Annotated in this window: 19 protein-coding genes; 11 read left to right on the top strand and 8 right to left on the bottom strand. The window is 73.5% G+C overall.

The window, feature by feature from the left end:
- Positions 1-250 precede the first annotated feature (250 nt).
- The gene (locus tag KF840_25670; GenBank protein ID MBX3028294.1) at positions 251-3,916 is read right to left on the bottom strand and encodes a beta-propeller fold lactonase family protein; all 3,666 of its coding nucleotides are present in this window, start codon (positions 3,914-3,916) and stop codon (positions 251-253) included.
- A gap of 110 nt (positions 3,917-4,026) precedes the next feature.
- On the opposite strand from KF840_25670, the gene KF840_25665 reads away from it, so the two are divergent.
- The 3 genes from KF840_25665 (at position 4,027) to KF840_25655 (ending at position 6,346) form a co-directional block, all read left to right on the top strand.
- The gene (locus KF840_25665) at positions 4,027-4,212 is read left to right on the top strand and encodes a hypothetical protein (GenBank protein MBX3028293.1); all 186 of its coding nucleotides are present in this window, start codon (positions 4,027-4,029) and stop codon (positions 4,210-4,212) included.
- A gap of 230 nt (positions 4,213-4,442) precedes the next feature.
- Positions 4,443-4,700 carry a hypothetical protein gene (locus KF840_25660; protein MBX3028292.1) on the top strand — a complete coding sequence of 86 codons (258 nt, stop codon included), beginning with the start codon at positions 4,443-4,445 and terminating at the stop codon, positions 4,698-4,700.
- 56 nt (positions 4,701-4,756) lie between these two features.
- The gene (locus KF840_25655; protein ID MBX3028291.1) at positions 4,757-6,346 is read left to right on the top strand and encodes a hypothetical protein; all 1,590 of its coding nucleotides are present in this window, start codon (positions 4,757-4,759) and stop codon (positions 6,344-6,346) included.
- Between the two features lie 19 nt (positions 6,347-6,365).
- Here KF840_25655 and KF840_25650 read toward each other — a convergent pair whose 3' ends face one another.
- Complete coding sequence (locus KF840_25650) at positions 6,366-7,556, bottom strand: hypothetical protein (GenBank protein MBX3028290.1); 1,191 nt, start codon at positions 7,554-7,556, stop codon at positions 6,366-6,368.
- A gap of 38 nt (positions 7,557-7,594) precedes the next feature.
- Between KF840_25650 and KF840_25645 the strand changes: the two genes are divergently transcribed.
- From KF840_25645 to KF840_25635, 3 genes are all read left to right on the top strand, one after another.
- Entirely contained in the window at positions 7,595-8,491 is an 897-nt protein-coding gene (locus tag KF840_25645; protein ID MBX3028289.1) for a ribose-phosphate diphosphokinase, read from the top strand.
- Positions 8,492-8,638: 147 nt separating this feature from the next.
- Positions 8,639-10,147, top strand: a complete 1,509-nt coding sequence (locus tag KF840_25640) for a thymidine phosphorylase family protein (GenBank protein ID MBX3028288.1) — start codon at positions 8,639-8,641, stop codon at positions 10,145-10,147.
- A 165-nt stretch (positions 10,148-10,312) separates the two neighbouring features.
- Positions 10,313-11,494 carry a lipid-transfer protein gene (locus tag KF840_25635; GenBank protein ID MBX3028287.1) on the top strand — a complete coding sequence of 394 codons (1,182 nt, stop codon included), beginning with the start codon at positions 10,313-10,315 and terminating at the stop codon, positions 11,492-11,494.
- A 43-nt stretch (positions 11,495-11,537) separates the two neighbouring features.
- On the opposite strand, the gene KF840_25630 is transcribed toward KF840_25635, so the two are convergent.
- Positions 11,538-11,930, bottom strand: a complete 393-nt coding sequence (locus tag KF840_25630; GenBank protein ID MBX3028286.1) for a YkgJ family cysteine cluster protein — start codon at positions 11,928-11,930, stop codon at positions 11,538-11,540.
- 40 nt (positions 11,931-11,970) lie between these two features.
- Positions 11,971-13,671: an amidohydrolase family protein gene (locus KF840_25625; GenBank protein MBX3028285.1), complete on the bottom strand. Its 1,701-nt coding sequence runs from the start codon at positions 13,669-13,671 to the stop codon at positions 11,971-11,973.
- A gap of 159 nt (positions 13,672-13,830) precedes the next feature.
- Between KF840_25625 and KF840_25620 the strand changes: the two genes are divergently transcribed.
- Complete coding sequence (locus tag KF840_25620; GenBank protein ID MBX3028284.1) at positions 13,831-14,334, top strand: transposase; 504 nt, start codon at positions 13,831-13,833, stop codon at positions 14,332-14,334.
- Between the two features lie 72 nt (positions 14,335-14,406).
- Here the strand turns inward: KF840_25620 and KF840_25615 are convergent, their stop codons facing one another.
- Positions 14,407-16,113 (bottom strand): 50S ribosome-binding GTPase, encoded by a 1,707-nt coding sequence (locus tag KF840_25615; GenBank protein MBX3028283.1) that lies wholly within the window; start codon positions 16,111-16,113, stop codon positions 14,407-14,409.
- 31 nt (positions 16,114-16,144) lie between these two features.
- The gene (locus tag KF840_25610; protein ID MBX3028282.1) at positions 16,145-17,878 is read right to left on the bottom strand and encodes a 50S ribosome-binding GTPase; all 1,734 of its coding nucleotides are present in this window, start codon (positions 17,876-17,878) and stop codon (positions 16,145-16,147) included.
- A gap of 144 nt (positions 17,879-18,022) precedes the next feature.
- Between KF840_25610 and KF840_25605 the strand changes: the two genes are divergently transcribed.
- From KF840_25605 to KF840_25595, 3 genes are all read left to right on the top strand, one after another.
- Positions 18,023-18,433, top strand: coding sequence for a phosphoribosyl-AMP cyclohydrolase (locus KF840_25605; protein MBX3028281.1), 411 nt, complete (start codon positions 18,023-18,025; stop codon positions 18,431-18,433).
- Positions 18,434-18,874: 441 nt separating this feature from the next.
- A complete protein-coding gene (locus KF840_25600) occupies positions 18,875-19,822 on the top strand; it encodes an alcohol dehydrogenase catalytic domain-containing protein (GenBank protein MBX3028280.1) in 948 nt (315 codons plus the stop codon).
- Positions 19,823-19,874: 52 nt separating this feature from the next.
- Positions 19,875-20,621 carry an N-acyl homoserine lactonase family protein gene (locus KF840_25595; GenBank protein ID MBX3028279.1) on the top strand — a complete coding sequence of 249 codons (747 nt, stop codon included), beginning with the start codon at positions 19,875-19,877 and terminating at the stop codon, positions 20,619-20,621.
- A 141-nt stretch (positions 20,622-20,762) separates the two neighbouring features.
- On the opposite strand, the gene KF840_25590 is transcribed toward KF840_25595, so the two are convergent.
- A complete protein-coding gene (locus KF840_25590) occupies positions 20,763-21,230 on the bottom strand; it encodes an Hsp20/alpha crystallin family protein (GenBank protein ID MBX3028278.1) in 468 nt (155 codons plus the stop codon).
- Between the two features lie 412 nt (positions 21,231-21,642).
- On the opposite strand from KF840_25590, the gene KF840_25585 reads away from it, so the two are divergent.
- Positions 21,643-23,007, top strand: coding sequence for a hypothetical protein (locus KF840_25585; protein MBX3028277.1), 1,365 nt, complete (start codon positions 21,643-21,645; stop codon positions 23,005-23,007).
- On the opposite strand, the gene KF840_25580 is transcribed toward KF840_25585, so the two are convergent.
- Positions 22,985-25,570 carry a PAS domain S-box protein gene (locus KF840_25580; protein ID MBX3028276.1) on the bottom strand — a complete coding sequence of 862 codons (2,586 nt, stop codon included), beginning with the start codon at positions 25,568-25,570 and terminating at the stop codon, positions 22,985-22,987. The two genes, KF840_25585 and KF840_25580, sit on opposite strands and share 23 nt — an antisense overlap.
- Positions 25,571-25,687: the final 117 nt, after the last annotated feature.

Below are 25,687 nucleotides of genomic sequence, written 5' to 3'. Positions count from 1 at the left end.
GCGGTGTCCGACATCTACGAGCGGCCGAGCGATTGGAGCAAGCCCACCTTTCATCGGCCGCTCATGATCGCCGCGCCGGCGCGCGCCCGCTCACCGCCGCGTGCGTTCGCGCGCGCCGCCGTGCCGCGAAACTGGCCGCGTGCGGATGCCCCGGAGCTTCGCCAGGTTCCGGATCACGTCCACGCACTTCGCCGCGGCAGCGCCGCCCTGGCGATGGGCGGCGCTCCCGCGGCGGCGGATCCGCGGCCTCTCAGCGCTTCGCTTTGTAGAGATCCGAGCGGTTGGTGACCACTGCGTTCGGCGGGAATACCGACTCGAAGCAACCGCCGGCGTCGGTGACGAGCTGGACGACGACGTCGTCGTTCTGGGCGAAGAGCTGCGACGGGCTCGCCGGCGGGGCGACGACGAGGGCGGTGCCGCCGGCCTTGGCGAGCAGCTTGTCGCGGCCGGGTTTGCCGCCCTTGAGACGCAGCTTCTGCATGCCCTGCTGGCCGCCGGTGGCATCGGTGAAGGCGAAGCCGGTCGGCGTGCTGCCGCCGAGCGCCTGCCAGCACGGCGCGCTGCCGCAGGTGCCGGCGGGTGCCAGCGCGATGTGCAGGGCGAGCGACGGCACCAGTCCGGCGGCGTCGTAGGCGCACAGGGCGTAGCGGGTGGTGGCGGTGGGATCGCCCATCTCGGCCACCGGCGCGTCGCCGCTCAGCCAGCGCCAGAGGAGCTTGGCGCGTCCGGCGGACGACTTGACGAGCAGCGAGGCGCCGCCGGCGGCCCGGCAGCCGCCGCGCGGCGCCGCGGCGCAGAGCGGCGTCGGCGTCGCGGTCGGGGTCTCGGTCGGCGTGTCGCTGGGGACCGGCGTCGCCGAGGGGACGGCGCTGTTGGTCGGCGTCGCGCTGCTGGTCGGGGTGGCGACGTTGGTCGGCGTCTGGGTCGACGTCGCCGTCATGGTCGCCGTCGCGGTGTTCGTCGCCGACGCCGTGCTGGTCGCCGTCGGCACCGGCGAGGGAGTGGCGGTGAAGCTGGCGGTGGGCGGCGGCACGGTGGCGGTGGAGGTGGCGGTGGACGTCGCCGTCGCGGTGCGGGTGGCGGTCGCGGTGGCGGTGCCCGTCCGGGTCGCGGTGCGGGTGACCGTCACGGTCGGCGTGATGTTGGCGGGCGTGCTCGCGGCATTGTCCGGATCCGAGCCGGCGTCGAGCTCGTCGTGGTCGTAGTAGCCGTCGCCGTCGCGATCGACGCCGATGCGCGGGCCGTCGCCCTTCGGCACCGCGGTGTAGGTGAGCTCCTGGCCGTCGATGATGGTGACCGCCCGGAGGGCGCCGTCGCTCAGGGTCTCGTTCAGCCGGTCGCTCTGGAACGAGCCGTTCGCCAGCCGAACCCAGCCGCGCGGCTCGCCGTAGGCGACGCCCTTGACCACCAGATCGCACTCGCCGGCGGCGGCGCGGGCGATCAGCAGGTTGATGCGCGGACTGACGGCGGCGCCGTTGGTCGAGGTGAGGGTGACCTGCTGGCCGACGATCGGCGCCAGGTCGCTGTCGAAGGCGAACAGGAACTGCTCCACCTGCCGGCGCTGGGTGTCGCTCTGGAAGCCGACCGGGTTGAAGGTGCCGCCGTTGTTGAAGACCGTGGCCTGGAGGAAGCGGAAGAGGGTGTCGACGCTGCCGTCGTGGATGAAGCCGAAGCCGCGGATCTGGTCGCCCTTGAAGCCGTTGTCGCCGCTGTTGAAGAAGCTCACCGCCGGCATGCCGAACATGCCGACCTTCTGGTACATGTTGCGCAGGTGGGCGATCTTCACGATCTGCGTTTCGTTCTCGAAGCTCGCCTGGCCGTCGGCGCCGAAGAAGCCCTGTGAGGCGTCCAGGGTGTGGCAGCCGACGCAGTTGAAGCCGGTGCCGCCGCCGACGAAGATGCCGTCGGCGCGCCGGCTGCCGGTCATGAAGTTGCGCCCCGCCTGCTGGTCGCTGGTCAGCGAGTTGTCGAGGTTGCGGATCGGGTTCGGCGGCATCTGGATCTGCAGCGTGAAGTCGGAGAACTTCTGCATGTCGCTCTCCGGGATCTGGCCGTCGCGGCCGATGAGGCCGGGGAAGGCGACGCGGAAGTTCCGGAAGGCGATGTCCTCGTTGAAGATGTCGCCGTTCTGATCGGCGCGGTCGCCGCGCCAGTGCATGGCGCCGTGGTGCGCCATGCCGCGCAGGGTCTGCGTCGTCATCGGCCCCTTCATGGGGTGGAAGAAGTCGAAGTCGACGTTGGTGCCGTTGAGCTGCGCGACCTGCTGCAGCTTCTTCGGCAGCGGGTTGGGGATCTTCACGTCGTCGGGGTTGCCGAGATCCCAGGCCAGGCTGTCGAAGTCGCCGAAGATGTGGCAGCTCGAGCACGAGGCCTCGCCGTTGCTCGAGGTGAAGACGGCGTCGTAGAGGAACGGCCGGCCGTCGACCACGCTGGCCGGCTCCGGGTTGAAGAAGCGCTGGTGCGACAGCTCGCTGCGGCTCGCGGTGTCGACCACCGAGATGCCGTTGTCGAAGCGGGTGAGGACGTAGAGTCGGCCCCGTGCCTCGTCGAGCACCAGGCCGGCGGGGCCGCCGCCGCTGACCGCGATGTGGTTGGCGGCGCTGGGAACGAAGGTGTCGTTCTCGAGCTGGCCGGTGTCGAAGACGCCGATCTTGCCGGAGCCGAAGGCGACCACGAACAGCGTCTGGCCGTCGCTGGTGACCGCCATCTCCAGCGGCGTCGCCAGGCTGTCGGCCTTCACCGCCGGCGGCGCCGGGCGGACGTTGTAATCGATGTGCTTGTTGAGATGGCGGGGCAGCACGCTGCTGCCGTCGAGCACGGTGATCCGGTACTCCGACAGGCGCCCCTGCACCGTGCTGCCGCCGAAGACGCCCGGGCCCTCGAAGCGGGTCTCGTTCCGCGCCTCGCCGTTGCTGACGTAGACCTTTCCGTTCACCGGGTTCACCGCCATGTTGAACAGCGTCGTGCCGACGCCGGTGTAGAAGGCGGTCTGGCTGGGCGGGTTGGCGTTGGCGCTGATCGCGAAGACGTCCTTGTCGGGCAGCGAGAACTTCACCGCCGGGTCCCAGTTGCGGCCCAGCTCGTCGACCCAGTGGCTGCCGTCGAACTTGACGATCAGGCCGACCTCCGGCCGCACGTCGCCGGCGACGTTGCGATGCGGCAGCGGCATGCCGCCGGGCATGCCGACGCCGCCGATCGTGCACGGCCCCTGCACGGTGTTGCTGTTCAGGTGCGCCGAATCGGTGTCGCAGACGGCGCCCTCGGAGACCGTCGTGGTGCGATTGCCGGATTGGAACACGGCCGCGTAGACGACGCCGCCGTCCGGGCTCGCCGCCAGGGCGCGCGGCGTGTCGCCGAACAGGGTGAGGATGGTCAGCGGCGTGCCGCCGAGCGCGGCGCCGAGATTGTTGGCGTCGAACACCCAGACGTCGGCGCGGCCGGCGCCGGAGATGGTGAGCTGCGGGTTGACCGGGCTGTTCTGGCCGCGATGGGCGGTGGTGATGAAGGCGCGGTCGTGGCCAGTGCCGGCGAAGACGATGTCGCGCGGCTCGTCGCCGACCAGCAGCGTGCGCGCGACGTGCGGCGGGCTGCTGGTGACGTCGACGATGCTGATCGAATCGGAGAGGTGGTTGACCACCCACACCTCGCCGTTGCTGCGCGCCGCCACGGCGCACGGCTCGAGGCCGACCGGCACGGACGCGGTGTGGGTGAGGGCGCCGCCGGCGCCGATGGCGAACACCTCGAGCCGGTTGTCCGGCGTGTTCACCGCGAACAGCGTAGTGCCGTCCGGCGACATCGCCAGCGGCCGCACTTCGCCGGTCTCGAACGTCGTGAAACCGGCCCGCGCCCGGCCCGCGCACAGCAGCCCGGCCATCAACGCCAGTCCGAGCACACGGAAGTCACCCCGAAACACCATGCGCCGTCTCCCCCTGCGGCGACGCCTAGTACGGAAGGCAGGAGGAAAACAACGGTTCCGTGCCGCGCGGCGTCTGGACGTAGGTCCGCTGCCTCGGTACGCCCAGGTGCATGAAGCGGACGACGCTGGTGCTCGAGGACGGCTGCATGGCGGGGGTGCGCGAACCGGCGCGGCGCGAGGGGCGCCAATTGTCCGAGGTGGTGAACGAGCTGCTGGCCGAGGGCCTGCAGCGGCGCCGGCAGCGCCGCGGTCCGGAGTTGGTCCTGCCGAGCTGCGCGATCGGTCGTCCGGGGTGAATCTCGGCGACCGCAATGCGCTCGAGGCGTTGATCGATTCCTGATCGTCGGGCGGGGGGCATCGACACCGACCTGCTGCTCTACGCCGCCAATCGGGACAGCGCCGAGCACGCGGCGGCGCGGGCCTTTCTCGCTCAGGTCGGCCGGACGGGCGATTCCTGGCACCTCACCGACGGCATCGTCTACGAGCTCCTGCGCGTCAGCACCCATCCCGAGGTTTCCCGACCCCGTTGACGTGGCGCGAGGCGCTGGCCTTCGTGCGCCCGCTGCTGGCGGTGGCGCATCTGCACCGGCTGCAGGCCGGGCCGGACCACTGGACGACCCCGGACGCCGTTCTCGACGACCTGGTCCATCCGAGCGGCAAGCTCTTCTTCGACGTCCGCACCGTCGTCCTGATGCGCGAGCACGGCGTCCGGCGCATCTACACCACCGACGTCGACTTTCTGCAGTTCGCCGGCATCGAGGTGCACAACCCGCTGCGCGCGTGACCACCGACCGGCGCTACGGACGTTGAATCCGCGCGCGATCCCGCTACCATCCGCCGATGGCGGACCCGACCGGCGGCTCGCGGCGACTGCACGGCGTGCTGCTCGCCGACATGACCGGCTTCAGCCGGCTGATGGGCGAGGACGAGTCGCGGGCGGTCGACGCGCTGATGCGCATTCGCGACGTCTTCGCGGTGGTCGTGCCGCGCCATGGCGGGACGCTCGACGTCTTCGTCGGCGACTGCTTCGTCGCCCTGTTCGACAGCGCCGTCGACGCCGTGCAGGCGGCGATCGAGATCCAGCGCGACCTCGCCGCCGGCGGAGCCGACGGCGAGCGCGTCCGCATCCGTATCGGCATCCATCTCGGCGACGTCGTCCGCTCCGGGATGGAGATCCTCGGCGACAGTGTCAACGTCGCCGCCCGCATCCAGGCGATCGCGCCGCCGGGCGGCATCACGGTCTCCGAGGATGTCTACCGCGCCGTCCGCAACCGCGTGAAGGTGCCCGTGCGCGACCTCGGCGCCAAGTCGCTGAAGAACATCCGCGGCAAGATGCGGGTGTACGCGTTCGACGTCGCCGGCGCCGCGACCGACGGGCCGGCGCCGGCCGCGGCGGCGCGCCGGCCGCGCGCGCTGGCGCTGGCGGGGGTGGCCGTGGCGCTGATCCTCGCCGGCGCGGTGGTCGGCCAGCGCGCCGGCTGGTGGGCCGCGCCGCCGGCGGTCTCGAGCGCGGTCCGCTCGCAGGCCGCGCCGGCGGCGGCCGAGGGCGAAACGGTCACCGTCGGCGTCACCGGCGTGAGCGCGCTGGGCGAGGTGCCGCCGTGGATGCAGGACACCACCCGCGACGGCCTCAACACGCTGCTCAGCAAGGTCGGCCACCTGCGCGTCTTCTCGCGCGAGAAGATCGACTTCCTGCGCCAGCGGCGCGGCCTCACCGAGATCGAGGTGGCGGAGACGCTCGGCATCCAGAAGATGATCTCGGGCTCGCTGGCGATGCAGAACGGCGAGGTGCTGCTCGACGTGCGCGTCGTCGACATCTCGACCGGCCTGCTCGATGCCTCCGACAGCGTCCGCGGCTCGCCCGACGAGCTGATCGAGCTGCAGAACCAACTCGCCTCGTCGGTGATCGCCGCCCTCGGCGTCCACCTCTCGCCCGAGCAGGAGGCGACGCTGTTCGCGCAGCGCACGCGCGAGACGCTCGACGGCTACCGCCGTCTCGCCGACACCTTCGGCGAGGCGCCGGAGAGCCAGGCGCCGCCGGGCCGCGAGCGCACCTCGTGGCGGCGCTGGCCGGGCGGCGGCGTGGCGTGGGCGGACGACGCCAGCGCGGAGGTGACGGCGCTGCTCGAGGCCTACCGCGCGGCGCTCGAGAAGAAGGACATCGAGGCCGTGGCGGCGGTGCACGTCAGCCTCACCGACGAGCAGCGCGCCGGCTTCGACCGCTACTTCGCCTCCGCCGACGATCTGCGGGTGACGATCGGCGACGTCGACGTGCTGCTCGACGGCGACGAGGGCGTGGTCACCTTCACCCGTCGCGACGTCTTCCGCGACCGCAACAGCGACAAGGACGTCGAGCTCGAGGTGCGCCTCAGCACCATCGTCGTCCGCCAGGACGGCCGCTGGCTGATGCGCGGCGTCCGCCGTTCGTAGCGGCCGCGCGCCGCCGCGATCAGAACGTCGCTTCCAGGCCCACCAGCGGGATCGGGTCGGTGCGCACGAAGCCGTCGTTGAGCGGGATGGCCACGTTCGCGAAGGCGAAGATGGTATCCCGCCACAGCGCGCCGCGGCCGCCGATCGCGAAGTCGTAGTAGTCGGGCCGGGTGGTGGACAGGCCGTAGAGCTGTTGCGTGCCCATCCGCACCGCCGGGTTGGTGGCGCAGGTGACGAGGTCGGACTGGCAGCGCGGGATGGTGAACGTGCCCGCCGGGGCGACGCCCGCGAACTGGTTCTGCGCCAGCAGGGCGATGCCGGCGGTGAGCGACTCGGTGACGCCCCAGTCGAAGCCGAACCCCCAACGCGCCTCGCTGTTGCCGACGTCCTCGGTGTCGATCGCGATGGCGCCGTTGAAGTGCCCCTGCAGACGCGCCCAGGGCGCGGGCTGGAAGACGCGGGTGGAGGCGATGAAGGCGGGCGTCAGCTCGACGAAGCCGATGCCCTGCAACTGGTCGACGTCGCCCGCGGGCAGGCGCAGCAGCAGACCGGCGGCGAGATGGACGTCGGACAGATCCGCCAGGCGGTACTTGCCGCGCAGGAAGACGTCGCCGACGCCGACGTCGTTGCTGGCCATGCTGACGCGCTCGTCGATCAGCACCAGCTCGCCACCCGGCGTCACCGCGGCGCCGCTCACCGGCGCGTCGATGGCGATGTGGCTGTACACGATCGGCACCGCCAGGCTCGCCTCGAGCGCGTCGGTGATGCCGTACGACGCCGCGAGGAGCACCTGCTGCACGTTGGCCGAGAAGCTGAGGCTCGGCAGCGCGACCGCCGCCAGCGCGTCCGGAATCGGGATCGGATCGGCGGTGCGCAGGTCGCCGCTGTCGTAGCCGTCGATCTTGGCGAGGTTCACGTACTGGTACATGAGCGAGACGTTGACCCGCCCGCGGCCGAGTGGGTCGGCGCGCTCGAGATAGACCTGCCCGAAGGTCGAGGGATCGCGCTGGAAATTGCCGGTCGCGGCATCGAACGAGTACGACACGCCGGCCGACGGCGCCGGCAACGGCAGCGCCCGGGCGAGCGACTGCTCGACCGCCGATTCCACGAGCTGGAGCGCGTGCTGGATCTGGCCGCCGACGTCCTGTTGCGCCGACGCGGTGGGCGCGTGCAGCGCGAGCAACATGACGGCAGCGAGGGCACGGCGCATCGCGACTCCATTGCGTGTGGCTTTCGCCGCGTCAAGAAATGCGCCAGAGATTGCCGCGTGCGCAGGAGGGGCGAGGGATGATCCACGCGTTCGCCGATTCGCTCGCCCTGGCGCGCCACCTGGCGGCGCGGCTGCGCCGGCCGCTGCGGCCGGTGGCGCTCAGCCACTTCCCGGACGGCGAGAGCCTGGTGCGCGTCGCCCATCGCCGCGGCGCCGATGCGGTGCTCGTGCGCTCGCTGCACGACCCGAACGCCAAGCTGGTCGAGGTCATCCTCGCCGCCGATGCGCTGCGCCACGCCGGCGCCCGCCGCCTCACGCTGGTCGCGCCCTACCTGCCGTACATGCGGCAGGATCGCGTGTTCGCCGCCGGCGAGCCGGTGTCGCAGCGCATCGTCGGCGCCCTGCTCGGCGGCCTCTTCGAGCGCGTGCTGACCGTCGAGGCGCACCTGCACCGCGTCCGCCGCCTGTCGGAGGTGATCCCCGGCGCCGCGCGCTCGCTGCCGGCGGCGCCCGCCCTCGCCGCGTGGGTGGCCGCCGCGGCGCCCGGGGCGCTGCTCGTCGGGCCGGACGCCGAATCGGCGCCGTGGGTGCGCGCCGTCGCCCGCCGCGCCGGCGTCGCCTGGGTGGTCGGCGAGAAGGAGCGGCTCGGCGCCCGCCGCGTCCGCCTCACCCTGCCGCCGCTGCCGGCCTGCCGCCGCGCGGTGGTGATCGACGACATCGCCAGCAGCGGCGCCACCCTCGCCGCCGCCGCCCGCGCCCTGCGCCGCGCCGGCGTGGCGCGCATCGACGTCGCCGTCGTCCACGCCATCTTCGCCGCCGGCGCCCTGCGCCGCATCCGCGCCGCCGGGGTGCGGCGGATCGTCTCCTGCGACACCATCCCGCATCCGACCAACGCCATCCCGACCGCGCCGCTGCTCGCCGCCGCGCTGCGCTGAGGCGCGCGACGCGCTGCCCGAGCCCCGTCCGGCCGGCGGCCGGCGCGGACGAGGGCAGGGGCGCGGAACACGACTCCCCGCGGCGGCGGGTTTCTCCCGCGGGTGAAATCCATGTAATCCGTGGTCCGCCGCCGACGGCGATTCCCCATGTTCCGAATCCGGCCGCTTGCCATCGACACGCTCAGCGAGCACGTGATCTTCATTCACGAGCAGGCGGTGCTGACCGGGCACCTCGGCTTCCGGCCGCTCGATCGCGTCCGCGTCGTCGAGGCCATGCCGGCGCCGGGCGTCGCGCCCCGGCAGGTGGTCGGCGTGCTCAACTTCTGCCGCGACGCGATGATCGCCGCCGACGAGATCGGCCTCTCCGAGGACGCGGCGCGCGACCTCGGCCTGCCGGCCGGCGCCGCCGTCCACGCGACGCAGTCGCCGGCGCCGGCCAGCGTCGACCTGGTGCGCGGCAAGCTGCAGGGACGCCGTCTCGACGAAGCGGCGTTCCGCGCCATCCTCGCCGACGTCACCGAGCGCCGCTATTCGAAGGTCGAGCTGTCGATGTTCGTTCTCGCCTGCGCCCTGCGCGAGCTCGATGGCGAGGAGATCGTCGCCTACACGCGCGCCATGATCGGCAGCGGCACGGCGCTCGATTTCGGGCCCGGGCCGATCGCCGACAAGCACTGCATCGGCGGCGTGCCCGGCAACCGCACCACCATGGTGGTGGTGCCGATCCTCGCCGCGCTCGGCCTGCTGGTGCCGAAGACCTCGTCGCGGGCGATCACCAGCCCGGCCGGCACGGCCGACACCATGGCGACGCTGGCCGAGGTGTCGCTGGAGCCGCAGCGCCTGTACGACGTGGTGCGCGGCGCCGGCGCCTGCATCGCCTGGGGCGGCGCCCTCGGGCTGGCGCCGGCCGACGACATCCTCATCACCGTCGAGCGGCCGATGGAGCTCGACACCGAGGCGCAGATGGTCGCCTCCATCCTGGCGAAGAAGAAGACGGTCGGCGCGACGCACGTGCTGATCGACATCCCCGTCGGTCCGACCGCCAAGGTGCGGAGCTGGCACGAGGCGGCGCGCCTGCGCGAGCTGTTCGGCGTCGTCGCCGAGGCGATCGGGCTGCGCCTCGAGGTGGTCATCACCGAGACGCGCGGCCCGATCGGCCGCGGCATCGGCCCGCGCCTGGAGGCGCTCGACGTTTTGGCGGTGCTGCGGCGCGAGCCAGAGGCGCCCGCCGACCTGCGCGAGAAGTCGCTCTACCTGGCGGCCCGCCTGCTCGAGATGACCGGCACCGTTGCGGCCACGGCCGGCTACCGCGCCGCCCAGCAGGCGCTCGACGGCGGCGCCGCGCTGCAGGCCTTCGAGCGCATCGTCGCCACCCAGGGGGCGCGTCCGCCGCTGCCGCCGGCGCTCTTCCAGCAGGTGGTGCCGGCGCCCGCCGACGGGCGGGTGCGCCACATCGACTGCTGGCAGATCGCCCGCGTCGCCAAGTGCGCCGGCGCCCCGGCCAATCCGGCCGCCGGCGTCCGCCTCCTGCGCGCCGTCGGCGACATCGTCAGCCGCGGTGAGCCGCTGTTCGAGATCCATGCCCAGAGCGCGGCCCAGCTCGAGTTCGCGGTGCGCTACGCCGCGGCGCAGCCCAGCCTGGTGGAGTTCGGGTTCTGAGACACCGGCGACACCGATGGCCACGGAAGACACCGATGGCGGCTGATCGCGATGCAGCGTCGGCGTCCGTCGGCGCGGATCGGCGTTGATCCGCGTCTGCTTGACCGTGCCGCCGTGCCGACGCTACGCGTTCCGCTTCACTCCTGCTGAAGCGGAGAGCAGATCATGGCAGAGCGCGTATTCGTCATCGGCGTCGGCATGACCGACTTCGTGAAGCCGTCGACGCGGCCCGACTGGGATTATCCGGACATGGTGCGCGAGGCGGGGACGCAGGCGCTGCGCGACGCCGGCGTGACCTATGACCGCATCCAGCACGTCGCGGCGGGATACTGCTTCGGCGACACCACCGCCGGACAGCGCGCCGTCTACGAGCTGGGCCACACCGGCGTGCCGGTGGTGAACGTCAACAACGCCTGCGCCACCGGCTCGACGGCGCTGCTGGTGGCGCGCAACGCCGTCGCCGCCGGCATGGCGGACTGCGCGCTCGCGGTCGGCTTCGAGAAGGTGGGCGGCAAGTACGTGCCGTACACCGACCGCGCCTACCCGCTCGATCGCCACATGGCGGCGATGACCGCGCGCCACGGCAGCCACGACGCCCTGATCACGGCGCAGATGTTCGGCAACGCCGGCCGCGAGCACATGCAGCGCTACGGCACCCGCGCCGAGTCGTTCGCCCGCGTCGCGGTGAAGAACCACAGGCACTCGGTGAACAATCCGCGCGCCCAGTTTCGCAAGGCGTTCAGCCTCGAGGAGGTGATGGCGTCGCCCGCCCTGTACCCGCCGCTCACCCTGCTGCAGAGCTGCCCGACGTCGAGCGGCGCCGCCGCCGCGGTGGTGGCGAGCGAGCGCTTCGTGCGCGAGCACGGGCTCGCCGGCCGCGCCGTCGAGATCGCCGCCCAGGCCATGGCGACGGACTTCGGCAGCACGTTCTCCGACGGCGACATCGCGATGGTCGGCGCCGACCTGACGCGCGCCGTCGCCCGCCGCGCCTACGAACAGTCCGGCCTCGGGCCCGAGAACGTGGACGTGATCGAGCTGCACGACTGCTTCTCGACCAACGAGCTCATCACCTACGAGGGGCTCGGTCTCTGCGCCCCCGGCGAGGGCGCCGAGCTCATCGACTCCGGCGCCACCACGTACGGCGGCCGTTGGGTGGTCAATCCGAGCGGCGGCCTGATCTCGAAGGGACACCCGATCGGCGCCACCGGCCTCGGCCAGTGCGCCGAGCTGGTGTGGCAGTTGCGCGGCGAAGCCGAGGCCCGCCAGGTGCCGGGCGCCAGGGTCGGCCTGCAGCACAACCTCGGTCTGGGCGGCGCCGCCGTCGTCACCATCTACAGACGGGACTGACCACGCGGCGCCGGCGGTGATGAGCCGCCGTGTCCCGCCGCGGTCACAGATCGTCGCGCCGGATGACGAAGTCGCGGACCTGCTCGTAGACGTAGCCGCACAGCGGATCGGGGAGCGGCATGTCGCGCACCGGCTGGTCGTACCAGGGGTAGCCGCGGCAGACCAGCGGGCGCGTCGCGTGCGCCAGGCAGCGGCCGTCGGCGGCGAGCTGGTCGCAGGCGTAGAAGTGCTTCGTCTCCGGCAGGCGCGCGACGTAGAACGGGTTCGCCGCCAGCGCCTCCCGGCGCGTCAGCGGCCGCCAGTGGGCGGCCGCGAAGGTGTGGTCGGAGGGGATGCCCAGCACCGCCGTCAGCGTCCCCAGCGCCCGCACCTCCTCCGGCGACTGATCGAGCGCGATGGTGCGGCAGCAGGCGCCGCACTGGTTGCAGAGGTTCATCGCGAAGGGGCGACGGCGCCGACGTGACCGGGAACGCCGGTCATCCTCTCAGCACCACCCCCGGGTACGCCCCCGTGTGCTGGCCGTCGCGCATCAGCACGGTGCCGTTGACGATGGTGGCGACGTAGCCGGTGGCGTCCTGGACGAGGGCGGCGGCGCCGGCCGGGAGGTCGTGGCGGACCTCGGGCAGGCGGAGGTCGAGGCGGTCGAAGTCGATCACGTTGAGGTCGGCGTGGGCGCCCGGGCGCAGCACGCCGCGGTCGGCGATGCCCCACAGCGTCGCGAGCTGCGCGGTCAGCTTGTGCACCATGCGCTCGAGCGGCATCAGCCGGCGCTCGCGCACCCAGTAGGCGAGGGCGAACGTCGCGTAGCTGGCGTCGGAGGTCTGCGTCGTGTGGGCGCCGGCGTCGCCGAGGCCGATGGTGGTGAGCGGGTGCGCCAGCATCGCGCCGGCGGCCTCGAGGTCGGGATTGAAGAGCGGCACGAGGAAGAAGTTGCGGCCCTCGTGGGCGACGATGAGATCGAGCAGCAGCGCCAGCGGCGCGACGCCCTGCGCCCGCGCCAGGGCGACCAGGCTGCGTTCGGGTGTCGTCTCGTAGCCGCGGACGCCGTCGCCGGTGAGCGGGAAGACGTGCTCGAGGCGCGCCATGCCGCCGAGGATGTCGCCGCTGTGCTCGCGGACGCTGTCGAGGAGCTGGCCGCGCACCGCGGGGTCGCGCAGGCGCGCCACCGCCGCCGCGCGGTCGAGCCCGATCAGCTCGGCGGCCGCCGGGTAGAGCGCCAGCGGATTGATGGCGATGCCGAAGCCCATCAGCACGCCGACCGCGCGCACCGCCGTCTGCGGCACGATGCGGGCGCCCTGCCGCGTCGCCTGCTCGGCGAGCGCGAGGGCTTCGCGCCAGCCGTCGGGATAGGCGAGGTTCTGGATCAGCGCCAGGCTGATCGGCCGGTGGATGTCGCGCCCCAGCGGCGTCATCCACTCGAACTCGCTCGCCACGCCGCGCGCGTCCTCGCCGGCGCCGCCGTAGGGCACGAGCTCGAAGACGCCACGGCCCTCCTCGGCGAGGGCGCCGCCGAGGGCCGCCAGCTCGCGCCGGCTGGCGAAGGTGCCGGGCACCGGGTCCCACGACGGGGTGCGGTGCATCGTCGTGCGCCCGGTGGCGAAGCCGAGGGCGCCGGCGCGCAGCGCCTCGGCGACCGCCTCGCGCATCGCCGCCAGCTCGGCCTCGTTCGGCTCGGCGTCGGTGGCGCCGCGCTCGCCCATCGCCCAGACGCGCAGCGGCGCGTGGCTGATGTGGGCGCCGACGTTCAGCCCGAGCGGCTGCCGCGCCAGGGCGTCGAGGTACTCGGGGAAGGTCTCCCAGGTCCAGCGCAGGCCGGCCCGCAGCGCGGCGGCGGGCACGTCCTCGACGCCCTCCATGAGGTACATCAGGTATTCGCGGTCGCTCGGCTTGCAGGGCGCGAAGCCGACGCCGCAGTTCCCGACCACCACCGACGTGACGCCGTGCAGGCACGAGGGGACGCCGAGCGGGTCCCAGGTGATCTGGGCGTCGAGGTGGGTGTGGATGTCGACGAAGCCGGGGGTCACCAGCAGGCCCTTGGCGTCGATCACCTCGCCGGCGCTGCCGTCGTGCCGGCCGATGGCGGTGATGCGGTCGCCGTCGATCACGACGTCCGCTTCGCGCGGCGGCGCGCCGGTGCCGTCCACGACCGTACCGCCGCGAATGACGAGATCAGCCATGCGCTCCTCCTACCACAGCCCGGCCCCGGGAAGGCACCGCCTGGAGGGCCGCGCTCCCGCGCGGCCATGTCACTGTTCGCCGGGCATGGGAGCGGGTGGTGATCCCCCGGCGTCGCACGGCCGCGCGGGAGCGCGGCCCTCCAGGCGGTGAATCGGTGCATGGCGGCGATTGCGCCCGGGGGCCGGATGGCGGCAGAGGCGACCATGAGGTCGCGGCGAACGCCGGCGCATCCGTCGCCGATTGAACGGATTGGCAGGCCGGTCATCCTGCTCGTGACGGTCTGCACGGATCGTCGCCGGCCGCTCCTGGCGAATCACGAAGCCGCGGCGATCCTGTGCGACGCGTGGCGTCGCGCCGCGAGCTGGGCGGTCGGACGCTACGTCCTGATGCCCGATCACGTGCACCTGTTCTGCGCGCCGCGCGACGATGTCGCGGTCGTGGCCTGGGTGCGGTTCTGGAAGGCGATGGCGACGCGCCGATGGCGGGCTGACGTCGCCCGCCCGCTCTGGCAGCGCGACTGCTGGGACACCCAGCTCCGTTCGGATGCCGGCTACGACGAGAAATGGCGGTACGTGCGCTGGAACCCCGTCCGGCACGGGTTGGTCGAACATCCAGCGCGCTGGCCCTTCCAGGGCGAGATGACGTCGCTGGAGTGGTGGTAGGCGCTGCGAGGGTCGCGCGGGAGCGCGGGCGTGTGACCTGGAGGGCCGCGCTCCCGCGCGGCCGGGCGGTGTTCAGGCGCTCAGGGCGGCGCGCCAGTTGGCATCGAGGGCGCTCAGCTCCTGCAACGTCGCCTGTTGCAGCGCGACGGCCGCCTGCACGGCGGTGCGGGTGGCATCGGCCTGGGTGCCGAGGGCGCGGCGGGTGCGGAGGATGACGTCGTCGAGCAGGCGGCGGGCGCGCCAGGCGAGGCCGCGCCGGACGGCGAAGCGGACGGCGAACAGGTACGCGGCGAGGAGCAGCGCCGCGTTGACGAGAAAATCGAAGCCGACATAGGCGCCGTCGATGAATCCCCGCGCCACCTGGAAGAGCACCCAGACGCCGAGCGCGTACACCGGCAGGTCGAGCAGCCAACGCAGGTAGCGCAGCGCGCTGCGCTCCGCGGCGGCGGGCAGCTCGCGCTGGACGAGGCGCGCCCAGGCGTCTTCGACGGCGCTGCCGGCGACGGCGCGCGCGGCGTCGGGGCTGGGCAGGCCGAGCGCGTCGGGCGCGCCGGCGAGGCGGGCGACCCGCACCCGCGCCGGCGACAACGCCGCGGTGAACCAGGCCGTGAATTCGCCCTCGCTCGGCAGCAGCGCCGCCGCGTCGCCGACGCGTTGCTCGCGCAGCACGCGCTGCACCTGATCCGCGGCCAGCGCGCCGGCGGCGGTGCCGGCGGCGAGCAGCGGATGGCGCGCCGCGATCGCCGCGCCGGCGCCCAGTCCCAACCCGCTGAGGCCGCCGCTGCGCAGGGCCCAGCCGCCGGGTCCGTCCCAGCGCCGCGCCGCTTCGCCCCACAGCAGCAGGCGGAGATCGGCGCGGCGCAGCGCCAGGCGCTCGGCGACGTCGGCGGCGCAGCGCTCGCCGAGGGCGTCGAGCCCGGCGGCGGCGTCGACCGGCAGCGCGGCCAGATCCGCGGCGGCGTCGGCGGCGGCGGCGGCGAACAGGCCGCCGAGCCGCGCCGCCGTGCCGAGGGCGTTGAGCCGGCGCACGCCGCCGATGGCATGGTCGCGCGCCAGCTCCCGCAGCGCGTCGCAGAACGCGGCCCAGCCCTCGGCGCGCGGCTGCGTCTGCGCCGCGCGGGCGCTGAGCGCCAGCACCGGCGCGGCGGCGGCGTGCCAGCGGTCGGCGGCGAGCCGCCGCACCTGGGCGAGCAGGGCGTCGCGCGCCTCGGGCGTCAGCTCGTCGGCGCGGTTGAGGGCGAACAACAGGTGGCGGCGGCCGGCGAAGGCGTCGACGAACGACACCGACGCGGCTTCGAGCACCGACTGGCGGTGCAGGACGACCACCAGGACGTCGCTGCGTTCGGCGAGCGCGGTGACGGTGGCGCGATGCGCGGCGTCGATGCTGTTCAGGTCCGGCGCGTCGACCAGCACCTGCGCCGTCCACGGTCCACCGGCGGCGTCGTAGCGCACCACCGTGGCGTCGGCGGCGAGCTCGTCGACGTCGGCGTCGAGCGGCGCGTAGATCACCGGCTGGCGGGTCGTCGGCCGGTCGACGCCTTCGAGCGCGATGGGTCGTCCCGCCAGCGCGTTGAGCAGCGTCGACTTGCCGGCGCCGGTGGCGCCCACCAGCGTGATCACGGCGGCGCGCTGGACGCGCGCGATCTGGCGATCGAGATCGGCGAGCAGAGCGTCCAGCTCGGGCCGCCGATCGCGCACCGCGCGCAGCCCTGCCACGACCTCCACCTGCGCGTGGAGGTGGCGGCGCAGGGATTCGAGCTTCACGCCCAGGTCGGTCATCGTCTCTGTCTGCTCCGCGGCGCGCCGCGGTTCAAATCGCCAGCTCCCGCAGCCGCGCCGCCAGGGCCGTGTCGTCGGCGATGCCGGCGCGGACGTACGGCGCGGTGGTGGTCAGCGCGGCATCCACCAGGCTGTGCGCCAGTTGGCGGCCGCGCACCTCCGTCCAGCGCCGCCGCGCGTCGGCCATGATGCCGCGGCCGAGCACGTGCGCGTACTTCTCGAACAGGAAGGTGCCGACGGCGCCGCCGCCCACGGCGGCGAGGTCGGAGCCGAGACCGCCGGTGTTGACGATCACCGCCGCGGCGAGCGCGATCGGCACCAGGGTGGCGAGGTCGGCGGCGGCCTGGATGTCGAGCTCGAAGCCGCGGTCCTCGATGGCGCGCTCGACCAGGTGCTCGCAGGCGCGCTGGAACTCGGCGACCTCGGCGTCGCGCATCGCCAGCGCGCCGACGCCTTCGTCGAAGGCGGCGGAACGGCGCCCCTCCGCGAGGTCGGCGTCGAGGCGCGCCCGCACCGCCGGCGTCGCCGTCTGCCGCGCCGGGTGGCGCGCCTCGGCGCCGAGGTCGCGCACCAGCTCCTCCCAGTAGAGCGGCCAGGCGGCGGCGAGCTCGTCGCGTTCGATCGCGACCAGCGTGCCGGCCGCCTGCTCCGGGTGCGGGCGATCGCCGCGCAGGCGGCGCGGCAGGCTCTCGAGGCCGAGGCGGATGTGGCGCAGGGTGGTGCGCCAACTGCGGCTGAGCGGGTTGCTGCGGCGGTCGAGCACGGTGCGGAAGGCGTCGACGAAGGGGCGCGCCGGCATGGCGGCGGCGGCGACCCGCATCCCCGCCTCGATGGCGCGCGCCTCGGCCGCCTGCAGCACGGCGCCGGCGCGTCGCGCGTCGTCGTCCAGCGCGGCCGCGGTCTCGCCGACCGCGTCGCGCAGGCGGGCGAGGGCGGCGTCGAGGGCGCGCGTCTTCACCTCGGCGATGGCGGCGACGTCGAACAGCAGCGCCTGCAACGGCCGCCCCGGCTCCGGTCCGGCGAGCGGCGCCGGATCCAGGGGCGCCTCGCCGCGTTGCACCGCCAGGCTGTGCGGCGCCCAAAAGGCGGCGAGCGGCGGCGTGCCGACGTCGGCGGCGAGCTTGGCGGCGTGGGCGGCCGCGACCGCGGCGTCGCCGGCTTCGTTGTACACCAGCATCCACGGCCGGCCGTGCCGCAGCCAGCGTTCGAGGAAGCGGACGACGGCGAGGTTCTGGTAGGAGTGCCGGGTGACCACCGCGACCACGAGATCGGCGACGGCCAGCAGCGATTCGCTGGCGATGCGGTTGTCCTCGAGCACGCTGTCGAAGTCCGGCGTGTCGATCAGCAGCAGGCCCTGGGGCAGCGCCGCCTCCGTGGCGAGGAGCAGCGCGGCGGGATCCGCGGTGGGCTGCAGCGGCGCGTCGGCGACGTCGTTCGGGAACGGTTGCAGGCGAAAACGGGCCAGGGTGGGCTCGTCGCGCAGCCGCGCCAGCAGCGCCGGGTGGGCGGCGCCGACCAGCCGCCTGGTGGCGCCGCCGGTGGGCAGCGACGGGCTCAGCGAGCGGCCGACGAGGGCGTTGAACAGCGCCGATTTGCCGGCGTTGTTGGGGCCGACGATGCCGACCACCAGATAGGCATCGCCCCCCGCCGAGCGCGGCAGCAGGTCGCGCTCCAGCAGGTCGACCGCCCGCGCCGCCGCCGGCAACCGTTCGCGCCGCGGCGCCAGCAGGTCGCGCGCCCGGCGCAGGGTGGCGGAGCGGTCCATTCGGCGGAACAAACCACAGCCGCCGGCCGAGGACCACCGCGCCGGGGTTCTCCGCCGTCTCGGCGATGCCGTTTCCTCCTTCGACGATTCAATCCGTCCGGTCCGCTGTGGTGCTCCGCCGGGCGCTGTGGTTTACCTCCCCGGATGAACGAGCTCGAAGAAGGCCGCGCCCTGACGCTGGATTTCCGCAAGCTGCTCAAGGCCACCACGGCCTGCCCGGACATCCTGCCGGTGGCCGTGCAGAACGCCGACACCGGCGAGGTCATCCTCGTCGCCTACGCCAACGAGCAGGCGCTGCGCGCCAGCATCGCCCAGCGCACGGCGGTGTTCTGGAGCACCTCGCGCAACGAGCTGTGGGAGAAGGGCAAGACGTCGGGCGAGACCTTCGACCTGCTCGAGGTGCGGGTGAACTGCGAGCAGAATTCCCTCCTCTACCTCGTCCGCCCACGCCGCGGCGGCATCTGCCACACCAAGAACGCCCAGGGTCAGCCCCGCAACTGCTACTACCGCCGCCTCGACCTCGCGACCGGCGAGCTGGTGAACCTCGATCCGTGACCGCGGCGGGGGTCGGTGTCCATCGGTGTTCCTCGGCTCGAGGAACACAGATGAACGCGGATCCCCGCCGCTCCCCCCGCCAATGAACACGGATCCCTTGCTTCGGCGGCGGTGGCGGGGCGGATCGGTGTTCATCGGGAGGCGGCGGCGTGGGGTCGGTGTCCATCGGTGTTCCTCGAGCCGGGGAACACAGCCGGGGAACACAGATGAACACGGATCCCCGCCGCTCCCCCCCGCCAATGAACGCGGATGCCCTCGCTTCGGCGGCGGTGGCGGGGCGGATCGGTGTGCATCGGGAGGCGGCGGGGAGGGGTCGGTGTCCATCGGTGTTCCGAGGACGGGCAGCGCCGATACACGCGGATCCCCGCCGCCCGCTCGCGCGGGGCGGCGCCGAGCTGGCGCGGGTTGCGGCGCGACGGCAAAGCTGAGACTGACGGCTCCATGCGCGCCCTGCGGTGGGACGGCGCCACGGCCGCCGTCGTGCAGCACCCGGAGCCCGTGCCGGGCGCCGACACGGCCGTGGTGCGCGTGACCCTGGCCGGCATCTGCAACACGGATCTCGAGCTGACGCGCGGCTACATGGGTTTCCGCGGCGTGCTCGGCCACGAGCTCGTCGGCGTCGTCGTCGACGGCCCCGACGCCTGGCGCGGCCGCCGCGTGGTGGGCGAGATCAACTTCGCGTGCGGGCGGTGCGAGACCTGCGTCGCGGGACTCCGGCGCCACTGTCCGAGCCGGACGGTGATGGGGATCCTCGGCGCCGACGGCGCCTTCGCCGAATACGTCGCGGTGCCGGTCGCCAACCTGCACGCGGTGCCGGACGGCGTGCCGGACGACGCGGCGGTGTTCTGCGAACCGCTCGCCGCGGCCTGCGAGATCCTCGAGCAGGTGCCGGCGGCGGCGCGGGCGCGCTGCGTCGTCCTGGGCGACGGCAAGCTCGGGCTGCTCGTGGCGCAGGTGCTGGCCGCGGCGGGCGCGCAGGTTCTGGCGGTTGGCCGCCATCCCGACAAGCTGGCGATCCTGCGCCGGCGCGGCATCGCGACCGCGACCGCCGAAGAGTGGAACCGCGCGCAGGTCGAGGTCGTCGTCGAGGCGACCGGCCGAGCCGAGGGGATGGCCCAGGCCATCGCCGCGACCCGGCCGCGCGGCACGCTGGTGCTGAAGAGCACGGTCGCGCACGCGGCCCCGCTCGACCTGGCGCCGGTGGTGGTCGACGAGATCACCGTCGTCGGCTCGCGCTGCGGTCCGTTCGCGCCGGCGCTCGATGCGCTGGCGCGCGGGACGGTGGACGTGCGCCCGCTGATCACCGCCCGGCGGCCGTTGCGCGACGGCGCCGAGGCATTGCGCCTCGCCGCGGCGCGCGGCGCGCTCAAGGTCCTGCTCGAGCCGTGATCCGTCCCGTGATCCCCCACGGCGGCGCGGCGAGCGGCATGGGAGGACGCCGATGCGTTTGCATGCGCTGACCTGCGGATGGCTGGACGGGCCGATGGGCGGGTTTCTCGCTGGCGAGCCGGGGCGCCTGCGGGTTCCCGTTCCCTGCTTCGTGATCGAGCATCCGCGGGGCGTGGTGCTGTTCGACAGCGGACTGCATCCGCAGACGCAGCGTGATCCGGCGGGGCGGCTGGGGGTGGTGTCGAACGTCTTCGACGTGCAGTTCGCGCCCGGCGAAGAGGTGGCGGCGCGACTCGCGGCCATCGGCATCGAGGCCACGCGGGTGCGCCTGCTGATCAATTCGCACCTCCACTTCGATCACAGCGGCGGCAACGCGCAGATCCCGAACGCGCGCCTGCTCGTGCAGCGGCGCGAATGGGCGGCCGGGCACGATCCGGATCAGATCGCGCGCCAGCACTACTTCCCGCACGACTACGACCACGGGCATGACGTGCTGCTGGTGGACGGCGAGCACGACGTCTTCGGCGACGGCCGCATCGTCTGCCTGCCGACCCACGGGCACACGCCGGGGCACCAGTCGCTGCGGCTGCGCCTCGATTCCGGCGACGTGATCCTCACCGCCGACGCCTGCTACCTCCGCCGCACGCTGGAAACGTTGCACCTGCCGTCGATCGCCGACGACCCCGAGGCGATGCGCGCCGCGCTGCTGCGCCTGCGGGCGTTGCGCGCCGCCGGGGCGCGCCTGATCTTCGGCCACGATGCGGAGGACTGGGCGACGGTGCCGGCGCTGATGACGTGACCGGTCGAGCGGCGCCCGCAGGCTGTCGACTCGCCCGGCCGGGGGCCGCGGCAGCGGCCCCGGCCGGATCACGGGCCAGGTGCGCGGCGCGTCGTCGCGCGCAGCGCCTCCCCACTCGCGTGGCCGAGCTGACGCGGCGGGCTACGCCGCCTTCACCGCGATCGTCTTCTTCTTCGCCGCCGCCGACTTCGGCAGCACGACCGTGAAGACGCCCTTGGCGGCGCTCGCCGTCGCCTTGTCGACGTCGACCGGGCAGGGCAACGTCACGCTGCGGCGGAAGCTGCCGTAGGAGCGCTCCAGGCGATAGTACTCCTCGCCCTTCTCCTCCTTCTCCTCCTTTTTCTCGCCCTTGATGGTCAGCAGGTCGCCGTCGACCGAGATCTCGACCTCCTTCTCGTCGATTCCCGGCAGCTCGGCGCTCACCCGCACCTCGCCGTCCGTCTCCTTGACGTCGATGCGCGGCATGAACTCGCCGACCCCGCCGTTGTCGCCGCTGCTCGGGAAGAAGCCCTCGAACAGCTCGTTCATCTCGCGCCGCAACGCCGCGAAGGGATCGCGCGCTCGCAGGGCGGCGCTCCTCGGTACCGGAACCGTGCTCTTGGGGTCCATCTCGCCCTCCTTTCTCGTCGGCGGGCCGCGGCACGCGTCCGGTGGCGCGGCCGGGGCCGCACCAACTGCGTTGGTGTCGTGACACAACGGAAATCCAAGGCGCATGCCAGGCATGCCGGGACCACGGTGACGCGCCGTGCGGCCCCGGAGTCCCGGCGCGCGTTGCACGGGTGCGAACAGCCCGGCGCGGAATTTTCCCGTGCCGTGCAAGGCGCCCGCGACGGCGGCGCGAGCGAGCCGCACGGCGCGGCGGACGCGACGGCGGCGCCGCATGCCGGGCGACGTGCGTTTCGCTGTGGAGCCATTCGCGGTTCCTGCTCGGTGACGTGCGTGGTAGCGTCGGCCTCGTTCGCGCCCTTCGTCATCATCGGGGCGCGCGCGTCACGGGGGTTCCTGCTTGGCCGGGGTATCGATGCCGTTGAGCCACGCGCGCGCGGTGGAGCGCGCGCCGGCGACCGCCGCGGGCCGTCCGACCGCGGCGGTGCTCGCCGCCGCCGACATCGGCGCGCGCTACGCGAGCGACCGTGCCCGCATGGTGTGCCGGCATCTGCCATTCGCCGTCGCGGCGTTCCTCGTCACCTATGCCGGGGTGGCGATGTTCGAGCTCTGGCACGCGCCGCAGCGGTTGTGGCTCTACGGCATCATCTACACGCTGGGGGCGCTGTACTGCGCCCTGGCGGTGTGGCTGACGCGGCGGCGACCCGACGCGCCGCCGGCGCTGGTGGTGACGCTGACGACGCTGGTCGGGGTCCTCCTGGTCGTCAACACCAGCACCTACCACATCCTCGGTGGCGGCGAGGCCGAGGTGCTGGCGCTCGGCAACCTGTACATCGTCATCGGCTTCCTCACCGCCTTCCCGCTCGGCGGCGGTCCGCAGCTCGCGGTCGCCGCCGTCGGCAGCGCCGGCCTGCTGGTCGGCCTGACGACCACCGTGTCCGCCTCCGTCGATGCCGGCATCCTGATCACCGGCATGCTGTCCCTGTGCGGGCTCTCGGTGGCCGGGGCGGTCTTCGGCGATCGCCAGCGGCGCGGCCTGTTCGAGGCGCGCGAGGAGCTGAAGGCGGCGAAGGAAGCGGCGGAGGCGGCGAGCCACGCCCGCCGCGACTTCGTCGCCAGCGTCAGCCACGATCTGCGGACGCCGGTGAACATCATCTTCGGCATGGCCGACATGGCGCTCGACGTCGCGGTGAGCGACGAGCAGCGCGATTTCGTCGCCACCATCAAGCGCGCCGCGGGGCAGTTGCACGCCCTGATCAACGACCTGCTCGACTTCTCGAAGATGGACGCCGGCGTCGTCGATCTGCGGCCGCGCCCGTTCGCGCTGCGGCCGTGGCTCGAGCAGACGCTGGCGCCGCACGCCTCCGCCGCGGCGGCCAAGCCGGTCACCCTGGCGCCGGCGATCGGCGACGGCGTGCCGGCGATCGTCGTCGCCGACCCGGACCGCCTGGCGCAGGTGGTCGGCAACCTCGTCGGCAACGCGATCAAGTTCACCGAGCGCGGCGCCGTGCAGGTGGCGATCGCGGTCGAGCGGGATGCCGCCGGCGCGCGCCTGCGCTGGACGGTGGCCGACAGCGGCTGCGGCATCGCGCGCGACGAGATCCCGCGCCTGTTCCAGCCCTTCTCGCAGGCCGCGGCGGCGACCCGATCGCATGGCGGCAGCGGCCTCGGCCTGGCCATCTGCCGGCGGCTGGTGGAACAGATGGGCGGCGCGATCGGCGTCGACAGCACGCTCGGCCGCGGCTCGACCTTCTGGTTCACCCTGCCGCTGGCGGGGTGAGCGGGTTCGCCGGCGGCGCCAACTGCGCCGGCCGCAGGGCGTCGCGGGGGACCCAGACGCGGAAGGTCGAGCCGGCGCCGGGGGCGCTCTCGACCTCGATGTGGCCGCCGAGCATGTCGAGCAGGCGCGAGACGATGTAGAGACCGAGACCCACGCCGCCGTGGCGCCGGGTGGAGGAGCCGTCCCCCTGGCGGAACGGCTCGAAGATGATCGCCTGAACGGCCGGCGTCATGCCGATCCCGGTGTCGGTGACCCGCAGCTCGAGCCCGTTCTGGCGCGCCGCCGCGCGCACCGTGACGCTGCCGGCGTCGGTGAACTTGTAGGCGTTGTTGATCAGGTTCTTCAGCAGCACCTTCAGCTTGACGGCGTCGCTGTACACGGTGGGCAGATCGTCGGGCACCTCCCACACCGAGGCGACGCCGGGCTTGTCGCGCACCGCCGCGGTCTCGTCTTCGATCTCCCGCAGCAGTGCCGCCGGCCGGATCTCCTGCAGCGTCAGCGCCGCGCGGCCGGTTTCCAGGCGGCTGATGTCGAGCGTGGCGCTGATCAGCTCGAGCAGCTCGCGGGCGCTGGTGCCGACGCGGTCGAGGCTCGCCGTCTGCTCGGGGGTGAGGCGACCGAAGACCTCGTCGAGCAGCAGCTCCGTGTAGCCGATGATGACGTTGAGCGGCGTGCGCAGCTCGTGCGACATGGTGGCGAGGAACACGGCCTTGAGCTGGTTCGCGCCCTCGAGCTTCTCGAACAGGCGCGCGTTCTCGAGCGCCAGCGACGCCAGTTGCGCCAGGCCGGTGGCGATGCGGTACTGCCGCGGCCCGAACGTCCGGCCGGGCGTGCGCTGGGCGGCGACGTGCACGCCGACCAGTTGGCCGCCGCGGCGCAGGCCGATGGCGAGGATCTCGCGCACGTCGTAGAGGGTCACCAGCTCCGGGTTGGCGCGTGCCGCGTCGTCGGCGGTGGCGTGCAGGATGTTGTCGCGCTCGATCGGCTCCGCCAACCCCGCGACGAGGCGGCGCGGCACGCGCAGCGCCCGCACCACCTCCCAGCGCTCGGGCGAGTAGCCGAAGTTGGCGACCGGCACGAAGACCTCCTCCTCCTCGCGGTAGAGCAGGGTGTAGGCGACCTCGCACTGCAGCACGTCGGTGGTGATGCGGCACAGGAGATCGAGCAGCACCGGCAGATCGATCGACGAGATCAGATCCTGGCCGATGCGGGCCAGGGCGCCGGCGACCTCGCCTTCCTCGCGCTCGGCGTTGCGCAGGTCGGCGGCGTCGAGCGCGGCGCCGATCTGGTGCGCCAGCGCTTCGGCGAAGGCGACCTGATCGGCGTCGAAGGCCACGTCGGCGCGCTGCGCCAGCACCAGGCCGCCGAAGTAGCGTCCCTGCCAGTGGACCGCGGCGACCACGGCGCGTTCGATGCCGGCGAGCTCGAGAGCCGGCGACGGTCCGACGCCGGCGGCGCGGTGGAGGATCAACGTGCCCTGGCGCAGCGCCGTGCTGTAGGGGCCGCGCTGGTCGAAGCGGCGATCGCGGGCCATCGCGAGGACGTCCGCGGCCAGCCCGCACTGCGCGATCACGTGCCCGACCCGCCCGCCGGCGGCGTCGCCGACGATCAGCACGATGTCGCAGGGGGTGACCTCGGCGATGCGCGGACAGACGGCGCCGAGGGTCTGCTGCAGGTCGCGCGCGCCGCTCAGCTCCTTGCCGATTTCGATCAGCGCCCGGGTGCGGGCCTCGGCGCGGGCGCGGGTGGTGATGTCGCGGGCGACGCCGAGGATGCGGCCCTCGTTTTCCGGGCGGCCGTCCGGCGACAGGGTCAGCTCGACGATGCGCTCGCCGCCGCTGGCGTGGCGCAGGCGGACGGCGGCGCCGCGCACCGCCTCGCCGCGCCGCACCCGCGCCAGGGCCGCGGCCGCGGCGGGGAGATCCTCGGCCCGCAGCAGCTCGGCGTACGAGCGGTCGATCCAGTCGGCGCAGCGATGGCCGAGCACGTGTTCGAAGGCCGGGTTGAGCGACGTGAAGGTGTCGTCGGCGCCGAGGGTCAGGATGACGTCGGGCGCGCCGTCCACCAGCGAGCGGTAGCGCGCCTCCGAATCGCGCAGGGCGGCCTCCGCGCGTTCGCGCTGGCGGCGTTCCTCGGCATCGTGCAGGGCGCGCCGCACCACCGGCGCCAGCCGCTCGAGGTGGTCCTTGAGCACGTAATCGGTGGCGCCGAGCTTCAGCGTCTCGATGGCCGCTTCCTCGCCGAGCGCTCCCGAGACGAGGATGAACGGCAGATCGGGACGGCGCTCGCGCAGCAGGCGCAGGGCGCTGAGGCCGTCGAAGATCGGCAGCCGGTAGTCGGAGACGACGACATCGTAGTCGTGGCCATCGCTCAGACGCGCCACGAAGTCCTCGGCGGTGTCGACGCGATCCCAGGCGCACTCGATCCCGGCGCCGCGCAGCGCCCGCACCTCGAGCTCGACGTCGTCCGGGTCGTCCTCGACGAACAGGACGCGCAGCGACGCCGCGGCGCCGCTGGCTGGGTCGGCAGGTGGCGGCTGGGGCCACGGCGCGGCGGAGGTCATGACGAGGCCGGAGCGATTATAGCCGCCGCGGCCGCCGGAGACAGCGGCGTTCTCGCCATGGAGTCCGTGCGCGCATGGGCCATGAGGTCCCGGCGCGGCGGCGGCCGCGCGCGCCCG

The organism is bacterium (assembly GCA_019637795.1).
In the GTDB taxonomy this organism is placed as follows: Bacteria; Desulfobacterota; Binatia; order HRBIN30; family CADEER01; genus JAHBUY01.
This window is presented reverse-complemented; position numbering and strand designations above follow the sequence as displayed.